General features: G+C 39.7%; 13 protein-coding genes. 5 read left to right on the top strand and 8 right to left on the bottom strand.

The features are described from left to right. The coding region (locus ACSHXM_RS07910; RefSeq protein WP_435688210.1) for a hypothetical protein at positions 1-587 on the top strand (587 nt) is incomplete at its 5' end. A 428-nt stretch (positions 588-1015) separates the two neighbouring features. Here ACSHXM_RS07910 and gcvP read toward each other — a convergent pair. The 3 genes from gcvP to gcvT all read right to left on the bottom strand — a co-directional run bounded on the left by gcvP (position 1016) and on the right by gcvT (position 5550). Beyond that, the gene (gcvP, locus tag ACSHXM_RS07915; RefSeq protein ID WP_435688211.1) at positions 1016-3937 is read right to left on the bottom strand and encodes an aminomethyl-transferring glycine dehydrogenase; all 2922 of its coding nucleotides are present in this window, start codon (positions 3935-3937) and stop codon (positions 1016-1018) included. 89 nt (positions 3938-4026) lie between these two features. Further along, a complete protein-coding gene (gene gcvH, locus ACSHXM_RS07920) occupies positions 4027-4416 on the bottom strand; it encodes a glycine cleavage system protein GcvH (RefSeq protein ID WP_435688212.1) in 390 nt (129 codons plus the stop codon). A 54-nt stretch (positions 4417-4470) separates the two neighbouring features. Beyond that, positions 4471-5550 (bottom strand): glycine cleavage system aminomethyltransferase GcvT, encoded by a 1080-nt coding sequence (gene gcvT, locus ACSHXM_RS07925; RefSeq protein WP_435688213.1) that lies wholly within the window; start codon positions 5548-5550, stop codon positions 4471-4473. Positions 5551-5697: 147 nt separating this feature from the next. Here gcvT and ACSHXM_RS07930 point away from each other — a divergent pair, with 147 nt between their 5' ends. Further along, positions 5698-6546 (top strand): LysR family transcriptional regulator, encoded by an 849-nt coding sequence (locus ACSHXM_RS07930; protein ID WP_435688214.1) that lies wholly within the window; start codon positions 5698-5700, stop codon positions 6544-6546. A gap of 93 nt (positions 6547-6639) precedes the next feature. Here the strand turns inward: ACSHXM_RS07930 and ACSHXM_RS07935 are convergent, their stop codons facing one another. From ACSHXM_RS07935 to trhA, 3 genes are all read right to left on the bottom strand, one after another. Then, the gene (locus tag ACSHXM_RS07935) at positions 6640-6810 is read right to left on the bottom strand and encodes a hypothetical protein (RefSeq protein ID WP_435688215.1); all 171 of its coding nucleotides are present in this window, start codon (positions 6808-6810) and stop codon (positions 6640-6642) included. 227 nt (positions 6811-7037) lie between these two features. Then, positions 7038-8099 carry an XrtA/PEP-CTERM system-associated ATPase gene (locus ACSHXM_RS07940; RefSeq protein ID WP_435688216.1) on the bottom strand — a complete coding sequence of 354 codons (1062 nt, stop codon included), beginning with the start codon at positions 8097-8099 and terminating at the stop codon, positions 7038-7040. A 100-nt stretch (positions 8100-8199) separates the two neighbouring features. Continuing rightward, positions 8200-8874: a PAQR family membrane homeostasis protein TrhA gene (trhA, locus tag ACSHXM_RS07945; protein WP_435688217.1), complete on the bottom strand. Its 675-nt coding sequence runs from the start codon at positions 8872-8874 to the stop codon at positions 8200-8202. Between the two features lie 186 nt (positions 8875-9060). Between trhA and ACSHXM_RS07950 the strand changes: the two genes are divergently transcribed. Both ACSHXM_RS07950 and glnE read left to right on the top strand, forming a co-directional pair. Then, positions 9061-9348, top strand: coding sequence for a GIY-YIG nuclease family protein (locus ACSHXM_RS07950; protein WP_435688218.1), 288 nt, complete (start codon positions 9061-9063; stop codon positions 9346-9348). Position 9349: 1 nt separating this feature from the next. Further along, positions 9350-12250: a bifunctional [glutamate--ammonia ligase]-adenylyl-L-tyrosine phosphorylase/[glutamate--ammonia-ligase] adenylyltransferase gene (glnE, locus tag ACSHXM_RS07955; protein ID WP_435688219.1), complete on the top strand. Its 2901-nt coding sequence runs from the start codon at positions 9350-9352 to the stop codon at positions 12248-12250. Between the two features lie 46 nt (positions 12251-12296). On the opposite strand, the gene ACSHXM_RS07960 is transcribed toward glnE, so the two are convergent. After that, positions 12297-12884, bottom strand: a complete 588-nt coding sequence (locus ACSHXM_RS07960) for a toxin co-regulated pilus biosynthesis Q family protein (protein WP_435688220.1) — start codon at positions 12882-12884, stop codon at positions 12297-12299. Between the two features lie 55 nt (positions 12885-12939). Then, on the bottom strand, positions 12940-13872 hold the full coding sequence (lpxL, locus tag ACSHXM_RS07965; protein WP_435688221.1) for an LpxL/LpxP family Kdo(2)-lipid IV(A) lauroyl/palmitoleoyl acyltransferase: 933 nt from the start codon (positions 13870-13872) through the stop codon (positions 12940-12942). Positions 13873-14243: 371 nt separating this feature from the next. On the opposite strand from lpxL, the gene ACSHXM_RS07970 reads away from it, so the two are divergent. Further along, positions 14244-16145, top strand: a complete 1902-nt coding sequence (locus ACSHXM_RS07970; RefSeq protein ID WP_435688222.1) for an EAL domain-containing protein — start codon at positions 14244-14246, stop codon at positions 16143-16145. Positions 16146-16166: the final 21 nt, after the last annotated feature.

A 16166-nucleotide genomic window follows, 5' to 3' on the forward strand; every position in this document is an offset into this window, starting at 1 on the left:
CATGGATTTCAGCGATAGCTAGCAGTTTAGCTGTAATAGGTATATTTTTGTTATGGAAGCAACTAAAAGCTGACCATGAACGTTCGAGAAGAGAAAAAGCAATCGAGTTAATATTAATGTGGGCAAATAATTTAAATGAAAATGCTACATCAGCTCGAAAATTTGTAGAAGAATTATCAGCAGAACAATGTAGGATGCTATTTAATCAAGAGCCTTTTTTTATAAATGAAAAATATCAACCATTATTTGAAAGTTGTTTTAAATCTGCAGTAACTCAGTTAGAAATTGATAAAAGAGAAGGAAAAATATTCTTAACTGAATCTGAGATTTCACATGTTAGATGGTTAACTGTTACATATTTAAATTCAATTGAAGGAGTACTGTCAGCGTGGAGGCATAATGTTGCAGATAAAGACATCATTTCAGAGCAACTTAGGTTTTTAATATCTCCTGAAAAAGGACATTATTTATTGAGAGACCTTAGGATCGCAGCGGGAGGAGCTAAGTCTTACCCGTCAATTGAAGCATTCGTTAAATGCATAGAAGAAAATAGTGATACATTTGCAGGTAAGAAAAAAATTGTTTAATTGCCGAGCAATTTTGGAAGTAAACAATACATATGCATGAAGCACATACCTAGTGTAGCAGCCATGCTTTTGATTTACCCGCGACTCCAACTTTCCAAATTCTAAATCGACTTGCCAGATGTCCAGGCATGGACGACTGGGCAAGGCGAACTGCTTTACATGGATGTTACCTTTCGCCGATCTGGCATATAAGGCTATTTATGAATTTGACTAGAAAATTGGTCGGAGCGCGGCCCTTTTTGTTTACTTTTTGCGGCTGTTGGGGAAAAGTAAATTAAGCCTCATGGATGAGGCTTAAGAAAAGGCATGGATGCCATAAGCGCAGAGCATAAGTGTCGAAGCCATGCTTTGTGAACGCAGTGAATAATCTTAGTGCGCGCAGCACATGCTCCATGAGCAAAGCGAATACTTTGCTCAAAAATAGAAAGTTACTCTTGGTAACTTTCTATTGAAGGACAAGAACAAATCAAATTCCTATCCCCATACACATCATCAATCCGATTAACCGATGGCCAAAACTTATTACGTGCCACACTTGCTACCGGATAAGCCGCAAGTTGTCTGTCGTAACTGCGCTGCCAGTTGTTATCACAAATATCATCTAAAGTATGAGGTGCGTTGAATAAAGGATTATCTGTGGCAGACCACTCCCCTGCTTCGACTTTGGCAATCTCTTGGCGAATCGACACCATAGCTTCGATAAATCTGTCCAGCTCAACTTTTGACTCTGACTCTGTGGGTTCAATCATCAAGGTGCCCGCTACTGGGAAACTCATAGTAGGTGCATGGAAGCCATAATCGTTTAAACGTTTGGCTACATCCATTTCGGTTACGCCACTTGATTCTTTAAGTGGACGTAAATCGATAATACATTCGTGAGCCACACGGTCGTTACGGCCACGATACAAGACTGGGTAATGACTACCCAATTTATTGGCAACGTAGTTGGCATTAAGCATGGCGACTTCGGTGGCTTTTTTCAGGCCTTGGCCGCCCATCATTTTGATGTACATGTAACTGATTGGCAAAATAGAAGCACTGCCCCAAGGTGCTGCTGAAACAGCCCCATGCTGACGTACTTGGCCGTCTCCAACGTTTTCTACCCCAACCACTTTGTGGTTAGGTAAAAACGGCGCTAGGTGAGCTTTCACGCCGATTGGCCCCATACCTGGGCCGCCGCCACCGTGTGGAATACAAAAGGTTTTATGTAAGTTTAGGTGTGACACGTCTGAGCCAATTGAGCCAGGTGATGTCACGCCCACTTGGGCATTCATGTTGGCACCGTCCATGTACACTTGGCCACCAAACTCGTGGACTATGTCGCACATTTCGCGGATGGTTTCTTCGTATACTCCATGGGTAGATGGGTAGGTGATCATGGCACAAGATAGGTTTTCACCTGCTTCTGAGGCCTTAGCTCGTAAATCGTCTAAATCCACATTACCGTTTTTATCACAAGCCACCACTACCACTTTTAAACTGACCATTTGCGCTGAAGCAGGGTTAGTGCCGTGGGCAGAGCTGGGAATAAGGCAAATGTTTCTGTGGCCTTGGTTTTTGCTCTCATGATATTTTTGAATGGTAATTAAGCCTGCGTATTCACCTTGTGCACCTGAGTTAGGTTGCATAGACAAGGCATCGTAACCTGTGATTTCAATTAACCATTCACTCAGCTCGTCCATCATCAGCTTGTAACCTTGAGCTTGATCTAACGGAGCGAACGGGTGAAGTTGACCAAACTCAGGCCAAGTGACGGGGAGCATCTCGGCCGTGGCATTTAACTTCATGGTGCACGAGCCTAACGAAATCATTGAGTGATTTAAGGCGAGGTCTTTATCTTCTAAAGACTTTATATAACGTAGCATTTCGGTTTCGCTGTGGTAACTATTAAATACTGAATGGGTTAAAAAGTCGCTGGTACGTTGTAGCTGAGCAGGAATAGATTGGCTGCCGTTTTGACCTTGATTGGCAATTAATTCTTTGTCAAATGCGTCTATGTCTAACTCGACATTAGCGCCTACAAAAGCTTGGTAAAGTGCTTGTAAATCTTCACGGGTGGTAGTTTCGTCTAGGCTAATGCCTAATACACCATCGATATCGGTACGTAGGTTTAATTGGCTGCTTAGCGCGGCGGAAACAATCTTTTGTTTGTTAGTACCTACTTTTACGCTAAGGGTATCAAACCAAGTATTGTTCACTAACTCAAAGCCTGATTTTTGTAATCCTGAAGCTAATATATCGGCAAATCTATGCACTCTTGAGGCAATAGTTTTTAGCCCTTCTGGCCCATGATATACCGCATAGAATGAGGCCATATTGGCTAACAATACTTGCGCCGTACAAATATTTGAATTGGCTTTTTCACGGCGAATATGTTGCTCGCGGGTTTGTAATGCCATGCGTAATGCTGGGCGGCCACGGGTATCTTTAGACACACCAATAATGCGCCCTGGTAATGAACGTTTGTAGCTGTCGCGAGTGGCAAAAAAGGCAGCATGTGGGCCACCGTACCCCATTGGCACGCCAAAACGCTGGGCGCTACCTAACACCACATCTGCACCGAATTCACCGGGAGATTTCAATACCACTAAGCTGAGTAAATCGGCAGCCACTGCCACCACGCCTTTGTTGGTTTGTACGGCTTTGATAATGGGCTCGATGTCGTTGACTGCACCTGTGGTACCGGGATACTGCAAAAGGGCGCCAAATATATTGTGCTCACTGGCCTCTGCGGCTTTACCCACAATCACCTCAAAACCAAACATGTCGGCGCGGTTTTGCACCACATCTAATGTTTGTGGGTGTACATCATCTGCCACAAAATAAATATTCGCTTTACGATTTTTAGATACGCGTTTAGCTAAGCCCATAGCTTCGGCTGCGGCTGTGGCTTCATCTAGCAATGAAGCAGAGGCCAATTCCATACCGGTCAAATCGATGGTGGCTTGTTGAAAATTTAATAACGCTTCGAGTCTGCCTTGGGCGATCTCTGGTTGATACGGTGTATAGGCCGTATACCAACCTGGGTTTTCTAACACGTTACGCAAAATCACATTGGGCGTTAAGGTGTTGTAATACCCCATGCCTATGTACGAGCGATTAATTTGATTTTGACCGGCCATGGCTTTTAAATCGGCTAGCGCTTGGGTTTCGGTATGCGCCTCGCCTACTTGAATAGGCGATGCCAAACGAATACTTTCAGGTACCGTTTGTTGCATTAAGTCGTCCAGAGAGTTTGCACCAATTGCCGACAGCATATCTGCCATTTCAACTTCACTAGGACCAATATGACGACGAATAAAATCCTGCTTTTGTTCAAGCTGAGATAACGAAAAATGAGTTAAAGACATGACTAAGTACAAACCTCAAGGTGGTATAACGGACAAAAATAAAGGCTTACGAATAAGCCCTTAAAAACAATTTAACTAACTGAAAACACTTATTCGTCTTCGATGCTGCCTTCGTAGCCTTCAGCATCTAACAAGGCTTCGACTTCTGCAGGATCTTCAGCTTTAATTTTGAATAACCAGCCATCACCGTATGGGTCTGAGTTAACTAACTCTGGAGAATCTTCTAGGTCTTCATTGACTTCAAGAATTTCGCCTGTGATAGGTGTATAAACATCAGAAGCGGCTTTCACTGATTCAGCCACGGCTACGTCGTCACCGACTCCAACTTCGGCGCCTACATCTGGCAACTCAACAAACACCATGTCACCTAATAACTCTTGTGCATGTTCGCTGATACCTACTGTAAATACACCTTCACCTTCAGGACGTACCCATTCATGAGTGGAGGCATAACGTAAATCTGTTGGAATATTACTCATTGTTGTTCCTAATAATTATTAACTAATTTTTTTGATACCAAATTGGCATAACGATTATAAGACACTTTTTCCATTACGGACAAAGCTAGGTTTAACTACATTTACTGTAACCCACTTTTTACGGATTTCCACTTCTGCTTGTTCTGTTACAGAAGCTGGTACACGTGCCATGGCAATACTATGGCCCAAAGTGGGAGAAAAGGTACCCGATGTGATGACACCTTCACCACCAGCAACCTTTACCGTTTGGCCAGCTCGTAGTACACCTTTGTCGGTCATGACTAATCCTACCAACTTATCTGTACCTGCCGACTTTTGTTGCTCTAGTGCGCTGCGGCCGACAAAGTCTCTGTCGGCTGGCTGCCAAGTCACAGTCCAGGCCATATTAGCGGCTAATGGAGAAATAGTTTCGTCCATGTCTTGGCCGTATAAGTTCATACCTGCTTCAAGTCGTAAAGTATCTCGAGCACCTAAACCACAAGGTTTAACACCCGCATCTAACAATTGTTGCCAGATGTCTGCAGCTTCTGCATTAGGCACCATGATTTCGTAACCCGCTTCACCGGTATAACCTGTGGTGGCAATAAACAAGTTTTCAGCTTGTACACCATAAAAAGGTTTCATGCCTGCTACCGCTTCTTTTTGAGCGGCAGAAAATAACTCAGCAGCTTTAGATTTTGCGTCGGGACCTTGCACGGCGATCATGGCAAACTCTGGGCGTTCGGTTATCGTCACATCAAATGACTTGGCTTGCTCTAGCAACCAGTTCATGTCTTTTTCACGTGTTGCTGAGTTCACAACTAAGCGATAATTGGTGCTAGAAAAATAATACACAATCAGGTCATCAACCACGCCACCTGCTTGGTTTAACATACCGCTATACAAGGCTTTACCTTTGTCTTGAAGTTTTAATACATCGTTGCTCAACAAGTAACGTAGATAGTTTTGTGCATCCACACCGGTGATATCAACAATTGTCATGTGTGACACATCAAACATGCCCGCAGTTTTGCGTACAACATGATGCTCTTCGATTTGAGAGCCATAATTAATTGGCATTTCCCATCCATGAAAATCAACCATTTTGGCATTAGATTCTAGATGTTTTGTATGTAAAACCGTTTTATTAGACATGTGCAACGCGACTCGTATTAAAACAATGGCAGCAGTATAGGCAGAGTCGAAACTAACAACAAATTGAAATATTTTATCTATACATAAAAATATATTATGTATATCTGTATAATCATAAATATATGTTAATTAATCATAGAGGCTGGTTTGAAACAACTTTCGCTAGATAATTTGCGCACCTTTGTCACTGTGGTAAATGAAGCCGGTTATGCCAAAGCCGGTGACATACTGGGAAAGTCTCAACCCGCTATAAGCGTGCAAATTAAACGCCTTGAACAACAGCTGTCTACGCGCCTTTTTAACAAACAAGGTCAAAGGCAAGTGGTTAACCATGAAGGATTAAAGTTATACCAAACCGCTCAAAAAATGTTGGCCTTAAACGACGAGTTATTTAGTCAATTTCAACCCACATTATTAAAAGGTAGAATTCGTTTAGGCATACCTAGTGAGTTTGCCACCACACTTTTACCTAGCATTATTGGTGAGTTCAGCAAGTTATACCCAGAAGTATCATTAGAAGTTACTTCTGCTTTAAGTAAAAGCCTACTCTCTAAAGACAATGAAAACGCCTTTGACTTAACCATGGCTTTGGTTAATCCCACAACTCATGTAGAAGGCCAAGTGTTGTTAGATGACAAACTGGTTTGGGTTAGCGACAAGTCTATTCCTTATACCAATAACACCATTTCTTTAGTAGTGGCGCCTGATGGCTGCGTTTATCGTACGCGGATCATCAACACCCTTAAACAACAAACTCAAGCTTGGCGAATTAGTTACACTAACGCCGACTTGAGTGGAATAACCGCTGCCATTCAGCAGGGATTAGGCATCAGTGCGTTAGCCAGAAGCAGTGTGCCGGCTGAACTAGATATTATTCAACACAAAAACCTGCCTGATTTAGGTTATATAAAAATTTGTTTGATCACCGGCAATACCCAACATCCCCAAGCTTGCGCTAAATTGGCCGAGTTTATTCGTTCTAAATTAGTGAAATAACCTGGGTACTGGTTAAATAACGTTGATGAAATTAATTTTAAGCATAAAAAAACGCCAGCTGTAAACAACTGGCGTTTTTAAAGAATACAGAAGTTATACGCCTTGTTTCGCCAACATGATAGCAAAACCAGTTACGACTAATAACAGTGAAAACATTCTTTTATGGTACTTTCCATGGTAATAAGCTTTACGTCGTTCCTTGAAAAACAAACCGTCAGAAAATTCATCTGATGTAGGTCCGTTGTCATTCAAATCGTGTTTCATAAACACCTCCCCAAAAAACAGACTATGCGATCAAGTTAATTATTATTAAAATATATGACCATCGGACAGAATAATACCCAATTAGTTCCATAAATAAAGCTTTTTTTTAACAAAACATTAACTTTTTATACAATGTTGCATTTTCGGGAAAATAGTCTACCCAAATTTCACGTTTAAACCGAAAATTCGGAAGTAATTGAAAAATAAGAGAGTTTTGTTTACCGCGATTAATCGTCTGACTTCATTCTTACGTAAGTCTTGTATTTTTTCTGTAAAAGTTTATCAATATAACGAGTTAATTTTATTTTTTGACTTAAGGCATTATCTAAAGCGTCGACTAACTCTGTGAGCATAGTTTTATAATAATCCACATCTTTGACTTCACCTTCTGCCGTAGGTAAATCTAAAATACTGGTAGATTGCCCTTGAGGACTAGCAGGAGTTGACTCTGCTGCTTGGACACTTTTTTCTGGACGAAACATTTCTTCAGAGACTTCCTTAATGACATTTTCAACCGCTTCTGCATCAAAGGTCTCTAACTCTTCAAGGAAACCATAAAGTAAAACCCTATCCATTAAGGTATTTATTCGACGTGGAACACCTGTGGTGAATTGATAGATGTTGTCGTAAGCCTCTTTAGAAAATAAATCTTTTTTTCCATCCCAGCCTGCGTGACTCAGTCTATATTCGATATAGGCACGGCTTTCTTCGTCGGTCAGTGGAGCCAAATGACAACTGGCCACTATACGTTGTCTAAACTGCTCCATATTGGGCGCACGTAAAATAGGTTGTAATTCTTCTTGGCCTAACAAAAAGCTTTGTAATAAAGGTTTACCGTCTGCCTGAAAGTTAGACAACATACGTAATTCTTCGATAGTTTCTAAAGGTAAGTTCTGCGCCTCATCCACTAATAACAACGCGCGTTTACCCTCTTTATGTAAACTCATTAAATAAGCTTCGAGGTCGTTCAGTATGTCGGTTTTAGTACTGCCTTTAGTGGGTACTTCAAACTTACTGGCCACCATTTTGACCAATTCGTCTGGGTTTAACTTTGGAGACACAATTTGCGCAGCGACTATATCTTGCTGCATTTGGTCCAATAAACTATTGGCAATAGTGGTTTTACCTGTCCCGATATCACCTGTTATCACAATAAAACCCTCGGCTTGAGAAAGTCCGTATTGTAAATAAGACATGGCTCGCTTGTGCCATTTACTGCCGAAGAAAAAGCTGGGGTCAGGTGTTAGTTGAAAAGGCTTTGATTTTAGGCCGTAATAATTTTCATACATGGTATTGAATCACTCGATCCGAAGATAATAAATTACATTTTTAGTGGCCTTAGCTTAAGCGATATAAGGCCTGCTTAGCAAACATTTATAATATTTTAGATCATACATTTTGATATATAGAAAGGTAATGGCAAACACAGCCGGCCACCACAAATAGGTGCCATATTGCATGAGTAAACCGAATAGACTTGGCCACATAAAAAGCCACCCCAACGGTATAACAAACGCCACCAGCCAATAACAACCAAAACCCTTGCGGCGTTAGCGCTTGATATAAAGGGTAAACAAAACCAATAGCTAACCACCCCATCAACAAATAGGTGAATAAAGATAGTCGAGGAAATCTATGGGTGAAAAAACACTTAAATGTCACACCAGCAATAGCTATACACCATATTAATATAATGGCTATTATGCCTAATTTTCCACCTAAGGTTAGTAACATAAAGGGCGTATAGGTGCCGGCTATCAATATGTAAATAGCACTATGATCCAGCGTTTTTAATTTAGCCTTTAATTTTGGTTGGGACACACCATGATATAAAGTAGATGACATAAACATCATCATCATAGATCCACAATAAACGACGCAGATTATTTGCGCGAATACCGTTTCGACTCGCATTAATAAAAACACTAATCCAACGAAAGCTGTTATTAGCCCAAAGCCGTGGCTAGCAACGTTTAACTTTTCTTCAGTATAAGAATAAGGTTTATCAAGAATAGACAATAGGATTCTACAGGTAACAGAGTTCTGCGAAAGAATATAACTCATTCAGCGTACACTTGTACACTGAAATACAAAAGTAGCTGAAGTAGTTCTACACTAGCTGTCGTTTATTGACTTATTTTTGTTAAACCTTAAGCTTAAATTTAATAACTTGTGAGTTAAAAAAAGAGAATCTGTATCAAAGAGGTAAAACAAGAAGACCACACTAACTTAGCTCAGAGTGCTTGGTATGTGTATATTATCGAAAATCGATTAGGCCACTACTACACCGGAATTTGTACTGATGTACAAAGGCGTTTTCAGGAACATAATTCTAGTGGTCCTAAATGTGCTAAAGCATTAAAAGGAAAAGGCCCTTTGACACTAAAATTTGTCAGCCAGGTTGACGATCACTCACAGGCATTAAAGTCAGAGATTTGGATAAAGAAACAGTCAAAAACCAACAAAGTAAAACTCGTCAAAAACCAATTAGTCGGCACTTCATTGAAAAATACACTGCCGAACAAGGATATTTATTAACATGCAAGGTTCCAACTCTACTTATGAAGAGCTTAAGACTTTAGGCCGTAAACGCTGGCAAAGTTTCTGTGAACAACACGGAAACGCACAATTTGATGAGCACCAAGAACAGATAGAGCAAGGGTTTACGTTAAGCGACTTTATTTTTGAACAATGCTCGACCAAAGCAGAGTGGGTAACTCAATTAATAGTAGAAAAACAACTATTTTTAGATTCGATAAACTTTGCAGAAGAACTGAAAATACACTTAGAAAAAGTAGAAGACGAGTTATCCCTGCATAAAACACTTCGCCAATTCAGAAATTATCACATGGTACGTATTGCTTGGCGTGATCTCCTTAATATACAAACTATTGAACACTCACTCGCACAAGTTTCAGAATTGGCAGTGCAACTCATTAACCAAACTAATACTTGGCTATATCAATCACTTACTCCTAGATTTGGTTTTCCTGAAGGAGAACATGGCCCACAACCTATGCTTATTTTAGGTATGGGTAAACTAGGTGGCAAAGAACTAAACTTTTCATCTGACATTGATTTGATATTCACATACGCCGCCCAAGGTGAGACCCGTAATGGTCGTAAATCCATTGAACATCAGCAATTTTTTATTAAGTTAGCGCAAAAACTAATTACCTCACTAAACCAAATAACTGCAGACGGCCAAGTGTACCGAGTTGACATGCGCTTACGCCCTTTTGGTGAAAGTGGGCCTTTAGTGATGCATTTTGATGCTATGGAAGACTATTACCAGGAACAAGGAAGAGATTGGGAAAGATACGCTATGCTCAAAGCGCGGATCCTTAATCCTCCTTGTGAGTACACACAAGAACTCAATAAGATACTTAGGCCATTTATTTACCGTCGTTATTTAGATTTCAGTGCGATTGAATCATTACGCATTATGAAGAATATGATCCAACAAGAAGTTAGACGTCGAGGATTAGTCAATAACATAAAACTAGGACAAGGAGGTATTCGAGAAGCTGAATTTGTAGTGCAAAGTTTACAACTCATCAATGGTGGTAGAGAACCAAGCTTGCAAATACAAAGTTTACAGGTAGCGCTAAAAGAATTGAGTGCTTTGAATATATTGCCTGCTAATAACGCTGAGCAAATCCTAGAAAGTTATTTATGGATGAGAAAAGTAGAACACTGTTTGCAACAATTTGGCGACAAACAAACCCAACTGTTACCCGATGAGCCAATCGATCAGGCAAGATTGATAACTATTTTAGGTTTCGATAGTTATACAGAATTTATGACCCATTTGCTTGCTCATCATGATGTCATTCATCAACAGTTTTCTCTACTAGTTAAGGAAGAGAGTACAGACACACAAAACTCATCAGACAAACTAGTACAAACCGCGCTTGATTTATGGCACTTAGAACTGGACTCAACAGAAGCTCAGCAGTTGTTTTTACAGCTAGCTGGAGAATGCCAAAAAAGTGTGTCTTCATCTGAATTTAGCGATGAATTTTTTCAAACATATTTTACTTTTAGAAGTAGCTTACAGAAAAAAAGGGTCGGACAACGTGGGTTAAGTATTTTAAATAACTTAATGCCACTGGTATTTAAGTTGATTTGGTCTTCAAAATCCTCTGAACCAATTAGCTTACAAATTAAAATATTAACCGTATTACAATCTATTTTAGGACGCACTGCCTATCTACAGTTACTGTGGGAAAACCAAGGGGCACTTGGTCAGCTAATTAAGTTATGTGATGCTAGCCCTTGGGTTACCGAACAAATCTCTAGGTTTCCTCTTCTGTTAGATGAGTTGTTAAACCCTGTTACCCTTTATCAACCTATCGAAAAAACCCAATATAGTGACGAATTACGTCAGTCTTTGTTACGTGTTGAACCAGAAGATTTAGAATTACAAATAGAAACACTGCGTCAATTTAAACTGTGCCAACAATTAAAAATAGCAGCGGCTGATATTTCCAATGTGTTACCCGTAATGCAAATAAGTGATCACCTCACCTACTTAGCAGAATCGATTATTCACCAAGTAGTGGACATTGCGTGGCAACAAATGACCCAAAAGTACGGCGCACCGACATGCCAAATAACCGGAGTAAAAACGATTCAAGATAAAGGGTTTGCTGTCATTGGATATGGAAAAATGGGAGGCTGGGAGTTAGGTTATGGCTCTGATTTGGATTTGGTGTTCCTACATAATTGCCAAGGAAATGAGTTAACCGATGGCAAAAAAGCAATTGAATCGGCCAGCTTTTATTTTAAGTTGGCCCAACGCATCTTGCACATATTTACTATAAAAACGGGCCTAGGCTGGTTATATGAAGTAGACATGCGTTTGCGGCCTTCTGGTAATGCAGGGTTATTAGTGTGTCATGTTAATGGCTTCATAGAATACCAAAAAAGCAACGCTTGGACCTGGGAACACCAAGCTTTGTGTCGAGCTCGATTTATCAGTGGTTGCGAGACAATTCACCAAGCCTTTTCTGACATCCGTTTATCCATATTATCGACAAGCCGAGAGATACCAGAATTAATCACAAATGTGATAGAAATGCGTGAAAAAATGCGCACTCATTTAGCCCAAGGTGATACGCAAAATATAGATCTTAAACAAGATCAAGGGGGCGTAGCTGACATTGAGTTTTTAGTGCAATTCATGCTGCTAGCGCATACTAGAAAATTTGCGCAATTAGCGTTGTGGACAGACAATGTTCGGGTACTAAAAACACTGGCTAAGTTAGAAATTATTAAGGAAGATGAAGCCAATACATTAATTCAAGCTTATCTAGAATATCGAAAAAATACTCACAGGTTAGCCTTACAAAATGGCAAGTTAGCCAAAGCAACTCACGAATTAACTGAGCATCAAAGCAAGGTCTCTAAGGTTTGGCAAAAATATTTAACTCCATAACAAATATTGTGCACGAGTTATATTGACCATGATAATTAGCCCAATCTTAACGACGGGCTAATGCGCAATATTTCTTCAAATAGGCTGTCGAGTTTTCTGTGATAACAAGTGAACGTTGTTTGGGACACATATAAGCTTTTACTTCGCCATCGAAATTAGCATCAATTGCGGTAGCGATCATTCTTAGGCTACCTAATATTGAATCGTCTAATTGAAAGGTGTGTTTAATGATAAAATCTTGATCTAACTCCCAGATAACTTGCATGCCTTCTGAAACAGCGTAATCGGTGATTGCACTGCGTAGCGTGCTACCGGATTTAAAAGAACGATGTTTATGTTCACCAACCCATCGTCCTGATGCTGGTTTTTGTAATCTTTCCATCTTTTTAAGACGGTTAGCTAAGGGTTCTTGAGGTGTTTTAACTCGAAGTACAAAGTCCCCCATATCTTCGACTAAGGGATCGCGAGACGTGAGTTTATAGTCCGAATAAAAGTTACTCATGCTGTCTGCTATCGACTTAGCCGGAGCGCCATCGGGTCTTACCTCGGACATACGAGTACTATTTAAATATAAAACAATGCCAGCAATGATCAAAATCAAGATTGCTAACAAAACATGTTTCATCCAAATCATAAAATTTGACTCACTTTTAATTTGCCCATAAGTTTAAAATGAGCATCTCATTAATCTATTCATACAAAGATGGCGTGTCTTCAGTTGGCCTAGTTTTAAACCTTTTATGCATCCATAAATATTGCTCTGGAGCTAGCATGATCATTTTCTCAATCATTTGGTTTATTCGGGTTACATCATACTTATCGTCACCAGAGGGGAAATTCTCCAGTCCTGGCATTATTTTAATTTTGTACCCGGTCTTAGTTCTTATTGAAGCCAAGAATACGGTTTCGCAATTTGCTTCTTTGGCGAACAATAACGAACCTGTTGTGGTTGCGGTGTCTGGCACTGCAAAAAAGGGGGTAAATTCACTTCTATTTCGACCATAATCTTGATCGGGCAAATACATACATAACTCGCCATCATTGAGCGCTTGAATCAGCCCTTTGACATTGCGTTTGTGGATCATATATTTATTCGAACGATTTCGTCCGTAATACTGCATGTATTCCATTAAGGCATTATTGTGTTTTCGATAAAATACAACAGATGGAAGATGTGACCCTGCCACTCGACACGAAAACTCCAAATTCATATTGTGAATAGCGTAAGCCAGTACACCTTTACCTTTGGCTTGAATCGCTTCTACGTGTTCATACCCTTCGTATTCAGCTTTTCTTGCTACTCGCCAATTCGGCCACCACCATCCCATGCTCGTCTCAAGAATCGCCATGCCTGCGTTGTCTAAATTTTGCTTGAGTATTTCTTCTCGTTGTTGTTCTGTGTAATCAGGAAAGCACAATTGCAAATTACGCTTAGCTACCAAATAGCGCTTATTTGCTAATACCTTCAACAACTTACCCAATAGCTTAGACAATATAATTTGTAACTTATAAGGTAACCAAGAAAGACTGTATAAAATAATAATACTAATCCAAGTTAACCAATATTTAGGTAACAAAAATGCCATTTCAAACTTCGGGGCGACAACCTTTTTTTGCTGCAAAACTAAACCTTATGAAACCATTTCCGCTATTGTAATCTAGTCTAGGTGCAAAGCTAAACTGACCAGACAACTTTTATTGCGAATTTATTAGTGTAAGTTAGGCGTATTATACTGGTTATCGAAAGACTTTTTAGCTAATCTAAGTATCTGAGTTAACAACTTGTTTATTTTGTTAATATCTATTAACACTTCTTTCAAGAGAACAAGTTGACAAGATCCAGCGTACAAACTCAATAATTTAAGTCTTAAGGTTACTTGTTATTAATCACGACAGTTCGTTTCATCACAAATTAAAGTTTCATGCAGCACAATTGTTATACGACAATAGTTTGCTCGGAATTTTATTCAGCTCTATAGCCAGTAGTATATTGGTGTTTATTTACGACAGCGGTGCAGAAGGAAAATTAACTTGGTGGATAGCCATTAACCTATTCATGTTTATCCGGATTTTTGACTTTATTGAATGGAAAGTTCGCGGTAAAAAAACGGTATCCAACGGTTCATTTGGGATTATTAGGTTTGGCACCGGTGCAATTGGTACGGCAATATTGTGGTCAATACACTCTTTCATTTACATGCCGACAATGGGAGTGGCTGAGTTTTCGTTTAACGCAATTGTACTATCTGCGTTCGCAGCTGGGGCAATTCCTTTATTATCTCCCAGTAAAATAATCTCTCTTGGTTATTCCCTTATTTTACTCGTACCTGTTGGCATTGTTTGTTTAATGTCAGAACAGGAATACCAACAATTTCTTGGTTACGTGATTTTACCCTCTGCTTTTTTACTCATTCCTATTTGTTATAAAATTTCTAAATTCACTCAAGATGCGATAAAACAAAAACATCAAAATGAAAACCTGATGGAAGCTATGAAACTCGAAAAGCAACGAGCGGATACGAGTAATAAAGAACTACATGCCGTTTCCTCGCAGCTTAATCAGTCTAATTCGGAATTAGAACAAGAAATTAAAAGTCGCACTGAACAGGTTTTGCGAATGAGTAATATAGACTCATTGACTAAGTTACTAAACCGCAAAACCTTTACCAGTAATTTAGAAAAACTAATCGAAAATGCAAAGGCTAAAAACAACCCACTGGCTTTATTGTTTATTGATTTAAATGGCTTTAAAAAGATCAACGATACCATGGGTCATAGAGTTGGAGATAGCGTACTTATTCAAGTTACCCAAAGGATTGTTGCCTTTGCTGAATTAAGCCGGGTCGGGCGCTGGGGAGGAGATGAGTTTTTAGTTGCCTTACCTTATAGTAATGAAGATACCGCCATGTCAATTGCCAGTGCCATAATCACGAGTATTGACCAGCCCATCTTTGTACATGGAAATGAATTGCACTTAACCGCCGCGATTGGTGTCGCCATCGCTCCAAAACATAGCACGTCAGCCACCGAATTAATTCAGCTTGCAGATTTAACTATGTGTGAGCAAAAAAGCACTTCCATTAATGCGCCTCGAATGTTTACCACTCATTTAAAAGAAAAAATCCAAGCTTCACAAAAAATACTTGAAGGATTACAGCACGCTATACACCGCAAACAATTATTTTTATGTTACCAGCCAATTATGTCGGCAGGTGCTCATGTTCCTTGGGCGTTTGAAGCATTGTTAAGATGGGACTTTAATGGAACATTTATTGGGCCAGATAAATTTATTCCCTTAGCTGAAAAATCAGGTCTGATTAAAGAAATTGGGGCTTGGGTACTTAATCGAGCCTGTATGGATGCAAAACATTGGCAACATTGTGCAGATGCCACCGTTTCAGTCAATGTGTCGGTGATTCAATTGATGGATGATGGCTTTATTCGTCAATTAGACCAATGTTTACAAAGTAGCGCTTTACCTCCTCACAGGCTGCACTTAGAAGTCACTGAATCTACATTTGTCGAAAACGAAAGCAAAGTATTATTAATTCTCGAGGAAATTCAAAAACGACATATTAAAATTTCTATAGACGATTTTGGTACGGGCTACTCGTCTCTTTCGCAACTACAAACGTTACCGGTTAATTATGTGAAAATTGACAAAACCTTTGTCGATAATATGGATGGTAAAGGCGAAGCCATTATTCGTGCAACTCAATTTATTGCGCAAGAGTTAAACTGTAAAACCATTGCCGAAGGTGTTGAAAGTAAAAATCAAGCTAATATGTTAGCGTCTATGGGTGTAAACTACTTACAAGGTTATTACTTTGCTAAACCAATGAAAAATGAAGATTTAATTATTTGGCAAAATCCTATCTCTAAATCCTCAGATTAAAATTCGCGAACGAGATTACAA

The sequence above is a fragment of the Paraglaciecola sp. genome (genome assembly GCF_051252315.1).
Taxonomy (GTDB): domain Bacteria; phylum Pseudomonadota; class Gammaproteobacteria; order Enterobacterales; family Alteromonadaceae; genus Paraglaciecola.

Bases quoted from the DNA above. Each gene is read 5' to 3' on its own strand.
- ACSHXM_RS07935 (WP_435688215.1), bottom strand. From the start codon at position 6,810: ATGAAACACGATTTGAATGACAACGGACCTACATCAGATGAATTTTCT.
- ACSHXM_RS07940 (WP_435688216.1), bottom strand. From the start codon at position 8,099: ATGTATGAAAATTATTACGGCCTAAAATCAAAGCCTTTTCAACTAACA.
- trhA (WP_435688217.1), bottom strand. From the start codon at position 8,874: ATGAGTTATATTCTTTCGCAGAACTCTGTTACCTGTAGAATCCTATTG.
- glnE (WP_435688219.1), top strand. From the start codon at position 9,350: ATGCAAGGTTCCAACTCTACTTATGAAGAGCTTAAGACTTTAGGCCGT.
- gcvP (WP_435688211.1), bottom strand. From the start codon at position 3,937: ATGTCTTTAACTCATTTTTCGTTATCTCAGCTTGAACAAAAGCAGGAT.
- ACSHXM_RS07960 (WP_435688220.1), bottom strand. From the start codon at position 12,884: ATGATTTGGATGAAACATGTTTTGTTAGCAATCTTGATTTTGATCATT.
- gcvH (WP_435688212.1), bottom strand. From the start codon at position 4,416: ATGAGTAATATTCCAACAGATTTACGTTATGCCTCCACTCATGAATGG.
- gcvT (WP_435688213.1), bottom strand. From the start codon at position 5,550: ATGTCTAATAAAACGGTTTTACATACAAAACATCTAGAATCTAATGCC.